We start from the raw sequence: 14,891 nt of genomic DNA on the forward strand, positions 1-14,891 counted from the left end.
CCGCCTAGCGTCGCCCTCGCCTTCACGTCCTCGTCATCCTCGCCGCTAAAGCGGACCTCCAGCCACATCGCATGGATCGTTGGTCCCGAGTGTTCGGTCGAGGAGATCCTTGGCAGGTGTTCCGGGCGATGGCTGACACATGGGCTGGATCCGGTCTGAAGAAGATCAGCCGATGCCTAGGCCGCAGATGTCCGCGATGGAATTGCGCCGCGCGTTCATTCGTCTGGCAATGCTAGAGGGCAAACCGGCCGGAGCCTTGCCGTCGGTTCGGCAACTACGGTGCCTGACACGACGATCGCCCGAGCGGACGATTCGCACGTGTGGACCGCGCTGTCGGCCTGATCCACTTCGCTTCGTTCACGCGTCCCGACCAGGGCTGCGCGCAACCGGCGCCCCTTGGTCGCTGCGGCGTCAAACAAAAAGCCCCCCATGCCTTGGCATGAGGGGCCATTCTTCCGCCGGCCGGGGGAGACGAGGCGGGAAGATTGCTTAGGTGTTACCAGCGGCCGATCGTCGGGCAGCCGCGGGCGTTCGCAAACACGATCGTCTGGCGTTGGCCGTGGCGACGGCCTTCGACGACGACGCGGCGCGAAGAGACGTCGGCGACATAGGCGCGGCGGAGTCCACGATCGCGGGCCTTGTCGACGGCCATCCAGGGCGCGCAACGGCCGCGGCGGTCACGGTCCCAGTGGCGGTCACGGCCGCGACCCCAGTCGCGCTCGTCACCGTAGCCGCCGTCGTAGTCGCGATACTGGACATCGACGCCACCGCGCGGGCCGAAACCGAATTCGATCGATTCCGCCGAAGCGGTGGAGGCGGCACCCAGCAGGCCGGTAAGTCCGATGACGGCGGCGGCAGCGGCGTTAAAAAGGCGGTTCTTCATAAGATCTCTCCAAGCTTGAAGGGTTCGAGGGGCAATCACCGTCCCAAGCGATTGATCAGAGAATAGGGTCGCCAAGCTGAACGACAGCGGAACCCGATGTTCATGGGACGTTCAGATTGCCAGAACGAGATGACCACACGCGCGTGGAGGAGACTTTCGTGCAAGTCACAGTCGATAAGGCATTGCTTATAAACAAGTATTTCGAAGGGCTTTGACCGCGGCCAAGGCGCTGGGACGCGCCTTCGCCTGCGCTTGGACAAGCGGCGAATCAGCCGCCGTCATCGGCGTGCCAGAGGTGATTCGCGCCCGTATTTTCCCGATCAAGACATGATCGGTCATCCGGCGGTCAGTAAGAAAACTTGAAAATGAAGGGGCGCGACCGTCAGGAGCGGTCGGCTACGCGTCGCTCAGCCGGCAAGCGCCCGCTCAAAGACGCGAATATTGCGATAATGGCTGAGGCGGGTGATGGCGCCGTCCTCGATCTCGAAGACGAGCACGCTGGGAATGGAGTAGCTCTGGCCAGTCGCAGGGGGAAAGCCTTCCATGGTCTCGCGGTAGGTGCCCCGTACCGTCAAATCGGCGGCCACGCGCTGGCCGAAGGCATCGCGCATCAGCACCACGTCTCCGAACTGCTCGTCGAAACGGCGCAGATAGTTCATCAGCCAGGCGCGCAAGGGGCCGACGCCGACGGTGCGTTGACCGGTCAGCGAATCGAGTTCTATGTCCTCATGCACGAGCCGCGCCAGCGCCTCGAAATCCCGCTGGTTCAGCGCCTCGATAAAGCCGCTGGCAATCGTCTGTGCATCGGTCATTCCGGTTCCTCCCTAGCCTCGAAGGCCGGTTCCCAAGCCCTTGCTCTCGCCCCTTTATCTAGAACCCTTGCGCCGCCGTTCAATCGTCGGCGCCGGCCAATCAGGCGGAAAGATGCAGGACGATCTCGCGGCGATGCGGGCGGTCGCGATGCTCGAAGAGGTAGAGCCCCTGCCAGGTGCCGGTGAGCATCCGGCCACCACTGACGGGAATGCCGAGCGATACCGGCGTCAACGCCGCCTTGATATGTGCCGGCATATCGTCGGGGCCTTCCTGGGTGTGCACGATCCAGCGCATGGAGGTATCCGAGGAAGGCGGCACGAGGCGGCGAAAAAAGGCGTCCAGATCGCGCTTCACGTCCGGGTCAGCGTTCTCCTGGATGAGAAGCGAACAGGAGGTGTGCCGCACGAAGACCGTGAGCAGCCCCTCGCAGTCGGCGTTGGCGCGTACGAAGGCCGCCGCCTGGTCGGTAAATTCATAGAGCCCCTGGCCATGGGTGGCGATGGTGATGCGCGTTTGCGGCATGAAGGCCTCCGGCAGGCGGTCGCATCCGCCTGAGAAGCGGTGCGACCCGGTGATATGCCCAATGCTTCTATCCCCGGACCGCTCCCGGTCCAAGGCGATCTGCCGCAATCCGTCGCGCAAACAGCGCCTACATCTCCAGGAAGGCCTCGAAGCCGCCATAGATCATGCGCTTGCCGTCGAACACCTGCTTCCAGGCATCGCCCTGCAGCCGCGGATCGGCCATGACCTTGGCAACGATCGCGTCGCGCTCGGCGCGGGATTTGTAGGTGATCCAGGAGAACACCACCGTCTCATCGTCCTTGGCCTGCACCGAGCGGGGAAAGGACGTCACTTCGCCATAGGGCGCGTCATCCGCCAGGCATTCGTTGTAGGCGAGCGCGCCGTGCTCCATCCACACCTCACCCGCCGCCTTCGCCATCGCCTTGTAGGCCTCGATATTCGCCTTCGGCACGGCAACGATAAAGCCATCCACATAGGTCATCGACATAGTCTCCTCTGTTCGTTCTACGAGCATAGGACGCAGGACGGCCAAGAGTTCCGACATCGGGACGGAATTTTCTTTCAAGTGCGGCGCTGCTTTTGTCGGAACCGCGCTTCCCCGTTCGTCCTTGGCCGGTAGCATCCAAATCGGGAGACACCCATGCAGAAGATCACGCCGTTTCTCTGGTTCGACGATCAGCTGGAGGACGCCATCACTTTCTACACCGACATTTTCCGCAACACCCGCATCACCGACGTGAAGCGGGGCCCCGACGGCAGGGCCTTTACCGCATCCTTCGAGATCGAGGGGCAGCACTTCATGGGGCTCAACGGCGGGCCGCATTTCAAGTTCAGCGAGGCCGTGTCGTTCTTCCTGCGCTGCACCGACCAGGCGGAAGTCGACTACTTCTGGGAAAGGCTCTTGGACGGCGGCACGCCGCAGCATTGCGGCTGGCTGAAGGACAGGTTCGGTCTTTCCTGGCAGATCATCCCGGACGCCCTGATGCGCCACCTCGGCGATCCTGATCCGGCGCGTGCCGCCCGCGCCCAGCAGGCGATGATGGGCATGGTGAAGATCGATGTCGCGGAACTTGATCGCGCAGCCGCTGGTTAAGCGGAAGAACGGTCCCCTGGCGCCGGCTCAACCGGGCTGCGGCGTTAGCTGCCGCAGCCTCTGAGCTGCTTGCTGTAGACCTGGGCCATGCCGGCCGCCCGCTTGGCGCCGTTCTTGGCCGTATCGCTCCAGTTGCCTCGGGAATAGCCGCCGTGGCCATGGTAATAGGCGATGTAGAGCCTGTAGGCGTCGTTGAGGGCGATGCCGTTCCGCTGGGCACTTTCGCGATGGTACCAGGCGATGAAGCGGATCGCGTCGCCGAAGTCCGAACGCCGCGCCGCCCAGCGGCCGGTCTCGCTCTGATAGCGCGCCCAGGTGCCGTCGAGCGCCTGGGAATAGCCGTAGGCGGTCGAAGCGCGCGTCCAGGGGATGAAGCCGAAAAGCTTGGTGCGTGGCGGACGGGCATTATGGCGGAAGCCGGATTCGGTGTAGATCGTCGCCATCAGGATCGGCACGGGCACGCCGTATTCACGCTGGGCGCTATAGGCTTCCCGGCGCCAATTGTTGAAAAGGCCATCTTGCTGCTCGAAAACCGCGCAGGCATTCCGGGTGTCTCTCGGCACCGTTCCGCAGCCGGCCAGCAACAGGAGGACGACGACAAATACGCAACGCATCGCAGAACCTCTTGCTTCCCGCAGCACGGCTTGCGCGCAAGGCAATGCCGCGGGAAAAATGCTCGAACACCACGGGCCGCCCGTCGGGGCCGCGGCGCTCCAGAGATTGATAAAACGTAAACCTTAAGGATCTCTTTTGATTCAAAGGAGAACCATCGAAGGCCCGGCCATTGAACTTTCGCCACCGGAGGTTTTACGATCCACGGGAGACATGCCGCGCCAGCCATTGGGCGCAAAGGAGCGTATCGATGAAAGTATCCGCCTTGATGGTGCTCGCCTTCACCGGCCTGTTCGCCGCGACTGGCCTCGCGCGCGCCGACGAATGCGCCGATGCGAGCGACCAGGCGACGATGAATGCCTGCGCCGACAAGGCGCTGAAGGCCTCCGACGCCGAACTGAACGCCCTTTACAAGCAAATCCAGGGACGCCTGAAGGACGATGCCGACAAGACGAAGCTGCTGGTTGCCGCGCAAAGGGCCTGGATCGCCTATCGCGATGCCGAATGCGATTTCGCAAGCTCGGGCGTTGCCGGCGGCTCCGCCCAGCCGATGATCACGCTTGAATGCCGCGACGATCGCACACAGAAGCGCGTCGCCGACTTCAAGACCTATCTGAGCTGTGAGGAGGGCGATCTCAGTTGCGTCCTGCCGCCGGCAAACTGATCCGGAAAAGAGCGACGGTCACGGCGCTCGTAGCGGCGCTTCTCTGCCACGCCGGCAGCAACGCCGGGGCGGCAGATATCGACGCGCTTTATCGCAGTGACGCGATCGTCACCGGCACGGGTGAGGCCAACCGTGAGATCGGTTTTCGCGAATGCCTGCGTGAAGTGCTCGTCAAACTATCCGGCGATCCGATGATCACAGAGGCGCCCCGGTTTGCTGCAGCGGAGGCCAAGGCCGGCAGCTTCGTCTCGACCTTCTCCTACCGCGATCGCCTCGAAGGCATCCCGATCCATGACGAACAGGGCACGCACGACCGCCCGCATGACCTCACCTGCCGGTACCAGCCAGCAACACTGAATCCGCTTCTCGCAGAACTCGGCCGCAAGCCATGGCTCTCCCCTCGCCCGGCGATCGCCGTATGGCTGGCGGTCAAGGACCAGAAGCGCCGCTTCGTGCTGACACGCGACGGCAGTGAAAGCCCCTATATGGCGGATTCGCTTGAGGCAGCTGCAAGGCCGCTGGCGCTTTCGACCGTGCTGCCGGATGCGGCGACCGTAACCGCCCGGAAACCCGCGCTCGACACCCTGCCGCAAGCGGATCCGGCGCAGCTCTTTTCACCCGTGACACAAACCGACGGCGACGTGCCGCTCCTCGGCACGCTCGTCTGGTCCGACGCCGCCCGTGGCTGGATCGCCCAATGGCAGATGGACGCGGGCGGCAAGCGTTACCGCTGGCAGTTGAGCGGCATCAGCTTTGACGACGCCTTTCGCAACGCCATGCGCGGCGCGGCCCGCATCCTCTCAGGAAACGGTGCGCCGTGAACGAGGCATCTGGCGTTGTGGCCGCGATTATCCTCACGGCCGCAACACCGGCTGTTCATCCAAGCGAGGCGATCAGTTCGCGATAGGCAGCCTCAGGGAAAGCTTTCAGCGTCGTCGAGCGCACATTGCCGGCCATGCCAAGCGTGAGCGCGAAGCGTGCGGCCACCGCATCGTCAGGCGCTTCGACGATGGCCACCATGTCGTAGTCGCCCATGGTCAGGAAGAAATGCTTGAAGGAACCGCCCATCTCGCCGAGCACATTCCGTGCGAGGTCGAGCCTCTTCGGGGAATCACGCACATTCTTGACGCCCTGCTCGGTCCAGTTGAGGAGCATGACATACGTCGTCATCTGACACCTCCACGGGGGCACGCTTCACGCCCGCGGTGCGATTGCTCCCGCGTACAAGACGGGGTGCCCCAGATTACTGCGAAGGGGCGACTATACTCTCCGGCGAAAGCGCCCACAATAAATCGCATGGGTGAGGCGGAAACGAAAAAGCCGGGCACGTGGCCCGGCTTTCGATCTTTCCATGTACCCGACTTTAGCTGTCGAGGAAGCTTCTGAGCTTCCTGGAGCGGCTCGGATGCTTGAGCTTGCGGAGCGCCTTCGCCTCGATCTGACGGATACGTTCGCGGGTAACCGAGAACTGCTGGCCGACTTCTTCGAGCGTGTGGTCGGTGTTCATGCCGATGCCGAAGCGCATGCGCAGAACGCGCTCTTCGCGCGGCGTCAGCGAGGCGAGAACGCGGGTGGTTGTCTCGCGCAGGTTCGCCTGGATGGCGGCGTCGATCGGCAGCAGTGCGTTCTTGTCCTCGATGAAATCGCCGAGGTGCGAATCCTCTTCGTCACCGACAGGCGTTTCGAGCGAGATCGGCTCCTTGGCGATCTTCAGGACCTTGCGGACCTTTTCGAGCGGCATGGCGAGCTTTTCGGCCAGTTCTTCCGGCGTCGGCTCGCGGCCGATCTCGTGCAGCATCTGGCGCGAGGTGCGGACGATCTTGTTGATCGTCTCGATCATGTGCACCGGGATGCGGATCGTGCGGGCCTGGTCGGCGATCGACCGGGTGATCGCCTGACGGATCCACCAGGTGGCATAGGTCGAGAACTTGTAACCGCGGCGGTATTCGAACTTGTCGACCGCCTTCATCAGGCCGATGTTGCCTTCCTGGATGAGATCGAGGAACTGCAGGCCGCGGTTGGTGTACTTCTTGGCGATGGAGATGACGAGGCGCAGGTTCGCTTCGACCATTTCCTTCTTGGCGATACGCGCTTCGCGCTCGCCCTTCTGCACCATCGAAACGATGCGGCGGAACTCGGCGATCGAGATGCCGGTTTCCGTGGCCAGATTCTGGATCTCCTGGCGGATGTCGCGGATCGTCTGGTTTTCGCTCTTGGCGAATTCCTTCCAGCCCTTGCCGGCCAGGTTGCTGATCGACTTCATCCAGTTCGGATCAAGTTCGGCGCCCGAATACTGCTCCAGGAACGAGTCGCGCTTGACGCCGTAGGATTCTGCAAGACGCAGCAGACGGCCTTCGTTCTGCATCAGGCGCTTGGAGATGTCGTAGAGCTGCTCGACCAGGCTGTCGACGCGGTTCTGGTTGAGCGACAGCGACTTGACCGCCTTGATCAGCTCGTCCTTGAGTTCCTTGTAGCGGCGCTCCTGTGCGGGCGACAGCGTGCCGGTGGCAGCAAGGCGGGCTTCCACCTGCTGGTCCTGCAGCTTGCGCAGCTTCTTGTAGGTCTCCGCGATGATGTCGAGGGTTTCCATGACCTGCGGGCGCAGTTCCGCTTCCATGGCGGCGAGCGAGAGGTTCGACTCGTCGTCGTCTTCCTCTTCCTCCTCGGCTGGCATGACATCGCCGCCGACATTGGTGATGTCGTCGTCGTTGGCAGGCGAGCGAACCTTGCGGGTCTTTTCCTTTTCCTCGGCAGCCTTGCGGTCGGCCTCGATCTTTTCCGGGCTCTGGAACTGCGGAGCAGCCTTGGCCTCGGGACCGGAATAGGTGGTCTCGAGATCGATGATCTCGCGCAGAAGCGTCTGGCCTTCATTCAGTTCGTCGCGCCAGATAATCAGCGCCTGGAAGGTCAGCGGGCTCTCACAGAGACCGGCGATCATTGTCTCGCGGCCAGCCTCGATGCGCTTGGCAATCGCGATCTCGCCTTCGCGCGACAGAAGCTCGACCGAACCCATTTCGCGCAGGTACATGCGAACCGGGTCGTCAGTGCGATCGGTCGGTTCCTTCTTCTTGCTGGTGGCAAGCGAAGTACCGCTGGAAGGGGCCAGTTCGCCGCCTTCGCTTTCGTTATCGTCGTCGCTGGCCTCATCGTCGCCGCCGCCGGCAGCTTCTTCGGCTTCCTCGTCCTCGATCACGTTGATGCCCATGTCGGACAGCATCGCCATCGTGTCTTCGATCTGTTCGGAGGTGACTTCCTCGGACGGAAGGACGGAGTTCAGCTCGTCCATCGTCACGTAGCCGCGCTTCTTGGCAGCCTTGATCATCTTCTTGACAGCGTCATCGGAAAGATCGAGAAGCGGGCCGTCCGGAGCGCCTTCGCGTTCTACGTCAGCTTCTTCGTTTTCTTTGACTTTGGTTGCCATTTAGTTCGTCGCTTTCCTTGTCGCAACCGGCGTGAGCCCGGTGCCAATGCCGCTCGAAGGTCCGGGTGCGCCGCGCACCCGCCACCGAATCATTTCCCCTGACGTAACGGGATGATGTTTAATTCCTGTTTAACCACGAGTGTACTCGTGGCAAAGCGGACAAGCTCCGACAGTCCTGCCACTGAAACGTCTCTGGCATGATTCCCTAACCGCCGTGTCATCTCGCCATTTCTTATTCGGAAATGGTGATTCCCAGAATTTTCGATCCCGTCAAGCATTTCCGCTGAAAAACCGGATGATTCGGTAAAAATCACCGTTCCTGTCGCTTTTTGGGGTTTATCAGCTTCCGCTGAAGATGTAGGCGCTGCCCGCCAAAAGACAAGGGTAGCAACAATTTAATCGGCAAGGTCTCGTTGTGCCATATGCGCACGCGCAACCAGGACTGCATTTTTCGGTCCGGTCCTAAACCGACCGGCCGTCGTATTTGACGACTTTCACCGCCTCGATATCGAACTCCGGCAGGCAGCGCAGGTTGATCGCCGCCATCTTCCCATGCGGCCCGTCGCCCTCACCGAATGGCGCGATTCCGCAGGTGTCGCAGAACCGGTGCTGGATCACATGCTTGTTGAAGACATAGGTCGAGAGGTCCGCTTCCGGCGTCGTCAGCGTCAGCTTGTCGCGGGCAACGAAGGCGAGCAGTCCGCCGCGACGACGGCAGAGCGAGCAATTGCAGTCGATCGCTTCGCCAAATTCCCCTTCCACCTCGAAGGCGATCTTGCCGCAATGACAGCTTCCCTCATAACGCATGCATGCATCTCCTCTACTTCCCGGTGCGACGACGTCGCCACTGCCATCAAGATAGAGCCTCCCTGCCCTCAAGCAAGCGCAGGCGGCAGCCAGGCATGTGCACGCAAAACGATTCCCGAAGGAGCCCATTGTCGAGGAAAAATCGCAAGATTATTCCGGCTTTTTGCTTGCGCTTGACCTGATCGCGCAGGACCTTCGCACCGAAACGGAGGCTCGAATGCTCATCAAGGAAACCGACGCCATGCGGGTGTTATCGATCGGTCGGCGGCTCACCATTCCAGACGTCAAGACGGAGAGCGCCATGCTGGCGCCTCTCATCGAGGCGGAGATGGAACGTGCAGGCATGATGCCCGCAGGCCCTTGGATCTTCATCGCGAACGATCTACCGAAAAACGCCAAGACGCCGTTCGACTGGCGCATCTGCCGCCCGGTCACGGGCGGCAAGGATTATCGCGGCGCGCTCGATCTGATCGAACTGGAGCCGATCATGGTGGCGTCCACGCTGCACCAGGGTCCGATGCGCAGCCTTTTCACCCAGGGCTACGCGCCGCTGGTCGCAATGATCGAGATGTCCAGGCACAATTTCTCCGGCGAGAGCCGCGAGATTTATCATCGCTGGGCGGGCCAGGGCGCCCGCTATCACGAGATCGAGATCCAGTTCGGCCTCGCCAACTGAACCGCCGCCGTTCACGGGTACGGCGGCCCTTGCGACCTTACCAGTCCATGACGACCTTTCCGGAATTGCCGGAGCGCATGGCCTGAAAGCCGTCGCGGAACTCGTCGATCTTGATGCGGTGGGTGATGACGGGGGCAAGGTCGAGGCCGCCCTGCACGAAGGCGATCATCTTGTACCAGGTCTCGAACATCTCGCGGCCATAGATGCCCTTGAGGTTGAGCATCTTGAAGATCACCTTGTTCCAGTCGATCTCGAAGCCGGCCGGTGCGATGCCGAGAATGGCGATCTTGCCGCCATTGTTCATCTTGTCGATCATGTCGCGGAAGGCAGGGGCCGCACCCGACATTTCCAGCCCGACGTCAAAACCTTCGGTCATGCCGATCGCCTTCATCACGTCGGCAAGGTTTTCCTTCGAGGCATCGACGACATGGTCGATGCCGACGCTCTTGGCGAGCGCCAGCCGCGTCGGGTTGATGTCGGTGATCACCACCTTGCGCGCGCCCGAACGCTTGGCGACCAGCGCCCCCATGATGCCGATCGGACCGGCGCCGGTCACCAGCACGTCCTCGCCGACGAGATCGAAGGAGAGTGCCGTGTGCACCGCATTGCCGAACGGATCGAAGATCGCCGCGATCTCGTCGGGCACATCCTCCGGGATCGGCACGACGTTATACTCCGGCAGGCAGACGAACTCGCCGAACGAGCCCGGCCGGTTGACGCCGACGCCGAGCGTGTTGCGGCACAGATGCCCGCGGCCGGCCCGGCAGTTGCGGCACTTGCCGCAGACGATATGGCCCTCGCCCGAGACGCGCTCGCCGACATGGTACTTGGTGACGGCCGATCCGACCTCGGCGATCTCGCCCATGAACTCGTGACCAACGACCATCGGCACCGGAATGGTCTTTTGCGCCCACTGGTCCCAGTTCCAGATGTGCACGTCGGTGCCGCAGATCGCCGATTTCTTCACCTTGATCAGCACGTCGTTCGGGCCGATCTCCGGCACCGGCACGCGCTCCATCCAGAGGCCCTCTTCCGGCTTCGACTTCACCAGCGCCTTCATCATGTTCGTCATCAGTCTCTCCCTCAGATCACGCCGAGGTCGCGGCCGACCTCTTCGAAGGCGGCGATTGCCCGCCGGACGTCCGCTTCACTATGCGCTGCCGACATCTGCGTGCGGATGCGCGCCTGGCCCTTCGGCACCACCGGGAAGGAGAAGCCGATGACATAGACGCCCTTCTTCAGCATGCGCGCCGCCATCTCCTGGGCGAGTGCGGCATCACCGAGCATCACCGGGATGATCGGATGGCCCTCGCCGGCCAGCGTGAAGCCGAGCCTGGTCATCTCGGTGCGAAACAGCGCCGCATTGGCATAGAGCCGCTCGCGCAAGGCATCGCCGTTGTCGATCAGGTCGAACACCTTCAGCGAGGCGGCGGCAATCACCGGCGCCAGGGTGTTGGAAAACAGATAAGGGCGCGAGCGCTGCCTGAGCCAGTCGACGACTTCGGCCTTGGCCGCGGTGTAGCCGCCCGAAGCGCCGCCGAGCGCCTTGCCGAGCGTGCCGGTGATGATGTCGATCCGGCCCTCGACGCCACAATGTTCGGCCGAGCCACGGCCATTCTTCCCGACGAAACCGACCGCATGGCTGTCGTCGACCATGACCATGGCGCCATATTTGTCGGCGAGATCGCAGACGCCCTTAAGATTGGCGATGATGCCGTCCATCGAGAAGACGCCGTCCGTGGCGATCAGCTTGAAGCGGCTGCCCTCGGCCTTCTTTAGTTCCTCCTCCAGCGCCGCCATGTCGTTGTTGGCATAGCGGAAGCGCCTGGCCTTCGACAGCCGCACGCCGTCGATGATCGAGGCGTGGTTGAGGGCATCGGAGATGATCGCATCCTCTTCGCCGAGCAGCGTCTCGAACAGGCCGCCATTGGCGTCGAAGCAGGAGGAATAGAGGATCGTGTCTTCCAGCCCGAGGAAGGACGAAATGCGTGCCTCGAGTGCTTTATGCTCCTCCTGCGTGCCGCAGATGAAGCGCACCGAGGCCATGCCGTAACCGTAGCGGTCGAGCGCCTGTTTGCCGGCCTCGGCCAGCTCCGCGTTATCGGCAAGGCCGAGATAGTTGTTGGCGCAGAAGTTGAGCACCCGCTCGCCCGAGGCGACTTCGATCTCACCCGCCTGCTTCGAGGTGATCACACGCTCCGACTTGTACAACCCGGCCGTCTTCAGGCCCTCGAGTTCTAAACGGAGATGGGTGAGAAAGGCTGAAGTCATGGCGCTCTCGCTTCAAGAAAACATCGCGTGCCTGACGAGTATCATGACGGCTTTTGACTTGCAGCAAAATCCGGCGCTCGGCCGCATCCAGCGTAAAAACGACAGGCCATTTCAAGGCGCGATGGCGGGCCGGACATATTATGTCGCGAAGCGCTTCGCCACAGACATTTTCCGACGACGGAGACGCGGGGCCTACCGCCATCACCCGTCGAGATACCCGTCGATGACCGCCAGAAATGCCTCGCCGTAGCGTTCGCGTTTGCTTTCGCCGATACCGGGAATGTCGAGCAGTTCATCGAGGTCGCGCGGGCGTTCCTTGGCAAGCGCAATCAAGGTCGCATCGGGGAAGACGACATAGGGCGGGACGTTCAGATCCTTGGCGATCGAGAAGCGCTCGGCGCGCAGCAGTTCGAAAAGTTCGAGATCGGACCCGGCCAGATCGGCCCGTTCGCGCTGCGATCCCGACTTGGCGCCGCGCGCCGCCTTGCCCGAGGTCGGGCGGTCCTTGCGGAAAAACACCTGGCGCTCGCGCTTGAACACCGCACGCGCCTCCGCCTCGAGCTTCATCGCGCCGAAGGCCGCGTGGTCGACGCTGATCAGGCCCGCCGCCAGCAATTGCCGGAAGACCGATTGCCAGGTGCGAGCCGGCAGGTCCTTGCCGGCGCCGAAGACGGGCATGTCGACATGGCCGAAGCGCTCGGTCTTCTCGTTGACCGTGCCCATGAGCACATCGACGACATGGCCGGTGCCGAAGCGCTCGCCGGTGCGATAGACCGCGGCCAGCGCCTTGATCGCCGCTTCCGTCCCGTCCCAGGTCTCGACCGGCTTCAGGCAGGTGTCGCAATGGCCGCAACGGCCGGGATGGGCCTCGCCGAAATGCGCAAGGATCGCCTGGCGGCGGCAGCCCGCCGTCTCGCAGATCGCCAAGAGCGCGTTGAGCTTGCCGCGCTCGATGCGCTTGATGTCATCCGCCGCTCCACCCTCGTCGATCATCCGGCGGCGCTGCAGCACATCGGCCATGCCATAGGCCATCCAGACCTCAGAGGGCTGCCCGTCACGACCGGCGCGGCCGGTCTCCTGGTAATAGGCCTCCACCGATCCCGGCAGGTCGAGATGGGCGACATAACGCACGTCGGGCTTGTCGATGCCCATGCCGAAAGCGACGGTCGCAACGAGGCAAAGGCTCTCTTCTTTCAGGAAGGCGTCCTGATGCCTGTCGCGGAGCATGCGGTCCATGCCGGCATGATAGGGTAGCGCCCGGATGCCTTGCGCGTTCAGCCATTCGGCCGTGTCCTCGACCTTTGCGCGCGACAGGCAATAGACGATGCCGGAGGCCCCTTTGAAGCGGGAGAGAAAGCGCAGCAATTGCTGGCGCGGCTGGTCGCGCTCGACGATTTCATAGGCGATGTTCGGCCGGTCGAAGCTGGTGGTAAACACCTCGGCATTGCTGAGCGCCAGCCGCTCGACGATGTCGTCGCGGGTGTGCGGATCGGCGGTGGCAGTGAGCGCGATGCGCGGCACGCCGGGATAGCGCTCGGCTAGCAATCCGAGCGCGCGGTACTCGGGGCGGAAATCATGGCCCCATTGCGAAACGCAGTGCGCCTCGTCGATGGCAAAAAGCGCGATTCGGGCATTGCCTATGAGATCGGCGAAGCCGTCGGTGACGGTCCGCTCCGGCGTCACATAGAGAAGGTCGAGCGTACCGTCGTGGATCTGGCGCCTGACCGCAATCGCCTCCTCGCGCGTCAGCGACGAATTCAGCGCAGCCGCATTGACGCCAAGCTGTTTCAGCGCCTCCACCTGATCGCGCATCAGCGCGATCAGCGGCGAGACGACGACACCCAAACCGGGCCGGCAGAGCGCCGGGATCTGGAAGCAGAGCGACTTGCCGGCGCCGGTCGGAAAGAGAACGACGGCATCGCCGCCAGCGGTCACATGCTCGACCACTGCCTGCTGCTTGCCGCGAAAGGCGGAATAGCCATAGACGCGTTTCAGCACGTCGAGCGGTGCCTGGCCGGCTTCGTCGAAGGGCTTGCTGGCAGCGCTTCTTGAGGGCGTCGCCCTTTCGACGAACTCCATCACATCTCCTTCGGGAATCAGCTTAGGCCATCATGGCCAGATGCGCAGGCAATGCCATAGCCCTTGCCGCAACTGAAGAGACAAGGGCTGTTTTTCCCCGCAGGCCCTGCTGCGCTTCACCGGGGATTGCCCCGACAGCTTGACCTTGATAACGCATCGGTACTTTAGTGGCGCGCAGAAATCGGGACGTGATTATGGCAAATATTCTAGCGGCGAGCGGCGGCGTCAAGCAGATCATCTGCATCAACTGGGGTACGAAGTACGGCGCACCGTTCATCAACCGGCTCTACGCCATGGTGGCGCGCAACATCACCCCGCCCTTCACCTTCACCTGCTTTACCGACAATCGCGACGGCCTGCGTCCGGAAATCCTGTGCGAGGATTTGCCGCCGCTGGACATCGGCGAAATGCCCAAGAACACGCCCGGCATCTGGCAGAAGTCGCGGCTGTGGGGGCCGAAGCTCGGCAATCTCAAAGGCCCCGTCCTGTTCCTGGACCTCGACCTGGTCATCGTCGGATCGCTCGATGGTTTCTTCGAGAAGGGAGAACCGGACGACGTCATCCTCGCCCGTAACCAGACGACGCCGTTCGAGCGCCTCGGCCAGACCTCGCTGTTTCGCTATCCAGTCGGCAAGCTGGTGCCGTTGCAGGAGAAATTCCGCGCCGACCCGCAAGGCATTGCCGACGAATACCGTTTCGAGCAGCGCTTCGTCACGCGCAATGCGCCGGGCGGGACCAAACTTTTCCCCCGCCGCTGGGTCCTGCATTTCCGGCAGGACTGCCGCCGGCCGTTCCCGCTCAACTTTTTCCTGGCACCCCGACTGCCCAAGGACGCGCGCGTCGTGCTGTTCCCGCGCAACCTCCTGCCGCAGCATGCGATCGAAGGCCGCTTCGGCAAGAAGGACAAGGTCTCCACCCCGCTTGGCCATATCCTCGGGCTGTTTGCATCCGACCGTTACGAGAAGAATGCGTTTCGCTATCTCCGGCACTACCTTCGCCCATCGCCATGGGTGGCCGATCATTGGCGCGAATAGTCGAGACTTCGCCGAG

At 62.7% G+C, this 14,891-nt stretch carries 16 protein-coding genes; 5 read left to right on the forward strand and 11 right to left on the reverse strand.

The genetic code is table 11. The features are described from left to right. Positions 1–496: 496 nt before the first annotated feature. The 4 genes from AC3WVQ_RS12480 to AC3WVQ_RS12495 form a co-directional block, all read right to left on the reverse strand. Positions 497–883 (reverse strand): hypothetical protein, encoded by a 387-nt coding sequence (locus AC3WVQ_RS12480; protein ID WP_034803430.1) that lies wholly within the window; start codon positions 881–883, stop codon positions 497–499. Between the two features lie 407 nt (positions 884–1,290). Further along, a complete protein-coding gene (locus tag AC3WVQ_RS12485; protein WP_034803432.1) occupies positions 1,291–1,695 on the reverse strand; it encodes a ketosteroid isomerase-related protein in 405 nt (134 codons plus the stop codon). A gap of 100 nt (positions 1,696–1,795) precedes the next feature. Then, complete coding sequence (locus tag AC3WVQ_RS12490; RefSeq protein WP_110818704.1) at positions 1,796–2,218, reverse strand: secondary thiamine-phosphate synthase enzyme YjbQ; 423 nt, start codon at positions 2,216–2,218, stop codon at positions 1,796–1,798. A 127-nt stretch (positions 2,219–2,345) separates the two neighbouring features. Beyond that, entirely contained in the window at positions 2,346–2,699 is a 354-nt protein-coding gene (locus AC3WVQ_RS12495; protein ID WP_090294485.1) for a DUF1428 domain-containing protein, read from the reverse strand. A gap of 159 nt (positions 2,700–2,858) precedes the next feature. Between AC3WVQ_RS12495 and AC3WVQ_RS12500 the strand changes: the two genes are divergently transcribed. After that, a complete protein-coding gene (locus tag AC3WVQ_RS12500) occupies positions 2,859–3,311 on the forward strand; it encodes a VOC family protein (protein ID WP_090294405.1) in 453 nt (150 codons plus the stop codon). A gap of 44 nt (positions 3,312–3,355) precedes the next feature. Here the strand turns inward: AC3WVQ_RS12500 and AC3WVQ_RS12505 are convergent, their stop codons facing one another. Then, complete coding sequence (locus AC3WVQ_RS12505; protein WP_034803436.1) at positions 3,356–3,925, reverse strand: transglycosylase SLT domain-containing protein; 570 nt, start codon at positions 3,923–3,925, stop codon at positions 3,356–3,358. A gap of 248 nt (positions 3,926–4,173) precedes the next feature. On the opposite strand from AC3WVQ_RS12505, the gene AC3WVQ_RS12510 reads away from it, so the two are divergent. Both AC3WVQ_RS12510 and AC3WVQ_RS12515 read left to right on the forward strand, forming a co-directional pair. After that, positions 4,174–4,587, forward strand: a complete 414-nt coding sequence (locus AC3WVQ_RS12510) for a lysozyme inhibitor LprI family protein (RefSeq protein ID WP_090294407.1) — start codon at positions 4,174–4,176, stop codon at positions 4,585–4,587. Further along, positions 4,563–5,408, forward strand: a complete 846-nt coding sequence (locus AC3WVQ_RS12515; RefSeq protein WP_090294409.1) for a DUF2066 domain-containing protein — start codon at positions 4,563–4,565, stop codon at positions 5,406–5,408. The genes AC3WVQ_RS12510 and AC3WVQ_RS12515 overlap by 25 nt, the downstream gene beginning before the upstream one ends. Before the next feature lie 55 nt (positions 5,409–5,463). On the opposite strand, the gene AC3WVQ_RS12520 is transcribed toward AC3WVQ_RS12515, so the two are convergent. The 3 genes from AC3WVQ_RS12520 to AC3WVQ_RS12530 form a co-directional block, all read right to left on the reverse strand. Then, on the reverse strand, positions 5,464–5,757 hold the full coding sequence (locus AC3WVQ_RS12520) for a GYD domain-containing protein (protein WP_034803438.1): 294 nt from the start codon (positions 5,755–5,757) through the stop codon (positions 5,464–5,466). Between the two features lie 193 nt (positions 5,758–5,950). Further along, positions 5,951–8,008, reverse strand: coding sequence for an RNA polymerase sigma factor RpoD (gene rpoD / locus AC3WVQ_RS12525; protein ID WP_034803439.1), 2,058 nt, complete (start codon positions 8,006–8,008; stop codon positions 5,951–5,953). Positions 8,009–8,470: 462 nt separating this feature from the next. After that, positions 8,471–8,815 carry a GFA family protein gene (locus AC3WVQ_RS12530; RefSeq protein WP_034803441.1) on the reverse strand — a complete coding sequence of 115 codons (345 nt, stop codon included), beginning with the start codon at positions 8,813–8,815 and terminating at the stop codon, positions 8,471–8,473. 217 nt (positions 8,816–9,032) lie between these two features. Between AC3WVQ_RS12530 and AC3WVQ_RS12535 the strand changes: the two genes are divergently transcribed. Next, positions 9,033–9,491, forward strand: a complete 459-nt coding sequence (locus tag AC3WVQ_RS12535) for a GyrI-like domain-containing protein (protein ID WP_090294487.1) — start codon at positions 9,033–9,035, stop codon at positions 9,489–9,491. A 37-nt stretch (positions 9,492–9,528) separates the two neighbouring features. Here the strand turns inward: AC3WVQ_RS12535 and tdh are convergent, their stop codons facing one another. The 3 genes from tdh to recQ form a co-directional block, all read right to left on the reverse strand. Beyond that, a complete protein-coding gene (gene tdh, locus AC3WVQ_RS12540; RefSeq protein ID WP_060611193.1) occupies positions 9,529–10,563 on the reverse strand; it encodes an L-threonine 3-dehydrogenase in 1,035 nt (344 codons plus the stop codon). A gap of 11 nt (positions 10,564–10,574) precedes the next feature. Then, positions 10,575–11,762, reverse strand: a complete 1,188-nt coding sequence (locus AC3WVQ_RS12545) for a glycine C-acetyltransferase (protein WP_492382788.1) — start codon at positions 11,760–11,762, stop codon at positions 10,575–10,577. Between the two features lie 201 nt (positions 11,763–11,963). After that, positions 11,964–13,841 carry a DNA helicase RecQ gene (gene recQ / locus AC3WVQ_RS12550; RefSeq protein WP_090298522.1) on the reverse strand — a complete coding sequence of 626 codons (1,878 nt, stop codon included), beginning with the start codon at positions 13,839–13,841 and terminating at the stop codon, positions 11,964–11,966. 194 nt (positions 13,842–14,035) lie between these two features. Here recQ and AC3WVQ_RS12555 point away from each other — a divergent pair, with 194 nt between their 5' ends. Beyond that, on the forward strand, positions 14,036–14,875 hold the full coding sequence (locus AC3WVQ_RS12555; RefSeq protein ID WP_210336605.1) for a glycosyl transferase: 840 nt from the start codon (positions 14,036–14,038) through the stop codon (positions 14,873–14,875). Positions 14,876–14,891 lie beyond the last annotated feature (16 nt).

Source organism: Ensifer sp. EB106-05-01-XG146 (assembly GCF_058791875.1).

Coding starts and splice junctions, on each gene's coding strand:
- AC3WVQ_RS12480 (WP_034803430.1), bottom strand. CDS start 883: ATGAAGAACCGCCTTTTTAACGCCGCTGCCGCCGCCGTCATCGGACTT.
- AC3WVQ_RS12485 (WP_034803432.1), bottom strand. CDS start 1,695: ATGACCGATGCACAGACGATTGCCAGCGGCTTTATCGAGGCGCTGAAC.
- AC3WVQ_RS12490 (WP_110818704.1), bottom strand. CDS start 2,218: ATGCCGCAAACGCGCATCACCATCGCCACCCATGGCCAGGGGCTCTAT.
- AC3WVQ_RS12495 (WP_090294485.1), bottom strand. CDS start 2,699: ATGACCTATGTGGATGGCTTTATCGTTGCCGTGCCGAAGGCGAATATC.
- AC3WVQ_RS12500 (WP_090294405.1), top strand. CDS start 2,859: ATGCAGAAGATCACGCCGTTTCTCTGGTTCGACGATCAGCTGGAGGAC.
- AC3WVQ_RS12505 (WP_034803436.1), bottom strand. CDS start 3,925: ATGCGTTGCGTATTTGTCGTCGTCCTCCTGTTGCTGGCCGGCTGCGGA.
- AC3WVQ_RS12510 (WP_090294407.1), top strand. CDS start 4,174: ATGAAAGTATCCGCCTTGATGGTGCTCGCCTTCACCGGCCTGTTCGCC.
- AC3WVQ_RS12520 (WP_034803438.1), bottom strand. CDS start 5,757: ATGACGACGTATGTCATGCTCCTCAACTGGACCGAGCAGGGCGTCAAG.
- rpoD (WP_034803439.1), bottom strand. CDS start 8,008: ATGGCAACCAAAGTCAAAGAAAACGAAGAAGCTGACGTAGAACGCGAA.
- AC3WVQ_RS12530 (WP_034803441.1), bottom strand. CDS start 8,815: ATGCGTTATGAGGGAAGCTGTCATTGCGGCAAGATCGCCTTCGAGGTG.
- AC3WVQ_RS12535 (WP_090294487.1), top strand. CDS start 9,033: ATGCTCATCAAGGAAACCGACGCCATGCGGGTGTTATCGATCGGTCGG.
- tdh (WP_060611193.1), bottom strand. CDS start 10,563: ATGACGAACATGATGAAGGCGCTGGTGAAGTCGAAGCCGGAAGAGGGC.
- AC3WVQ_RS12545 (WP_492382788.1), bottom strand. CDS start 11,762: ATGACTTCAGCCTTTCTCACCCATCTCCGTTTAGAACTCGAGGGCCTG.
- recQ (WP_090298522.1), bottom strand. CDS start 13,841: ATGGAGTTCGTCGAAAGGGCGACGCCCTCAAGAAGCGCTGCCAGCAAG.
- AC3WVQ_RS12555 (WP_210336605.1), top strand. CDS start 14,036: ATGGCAAATATTCTAGCGGCGAGCGGCGGCGTCAAGCAGATCATCTGC.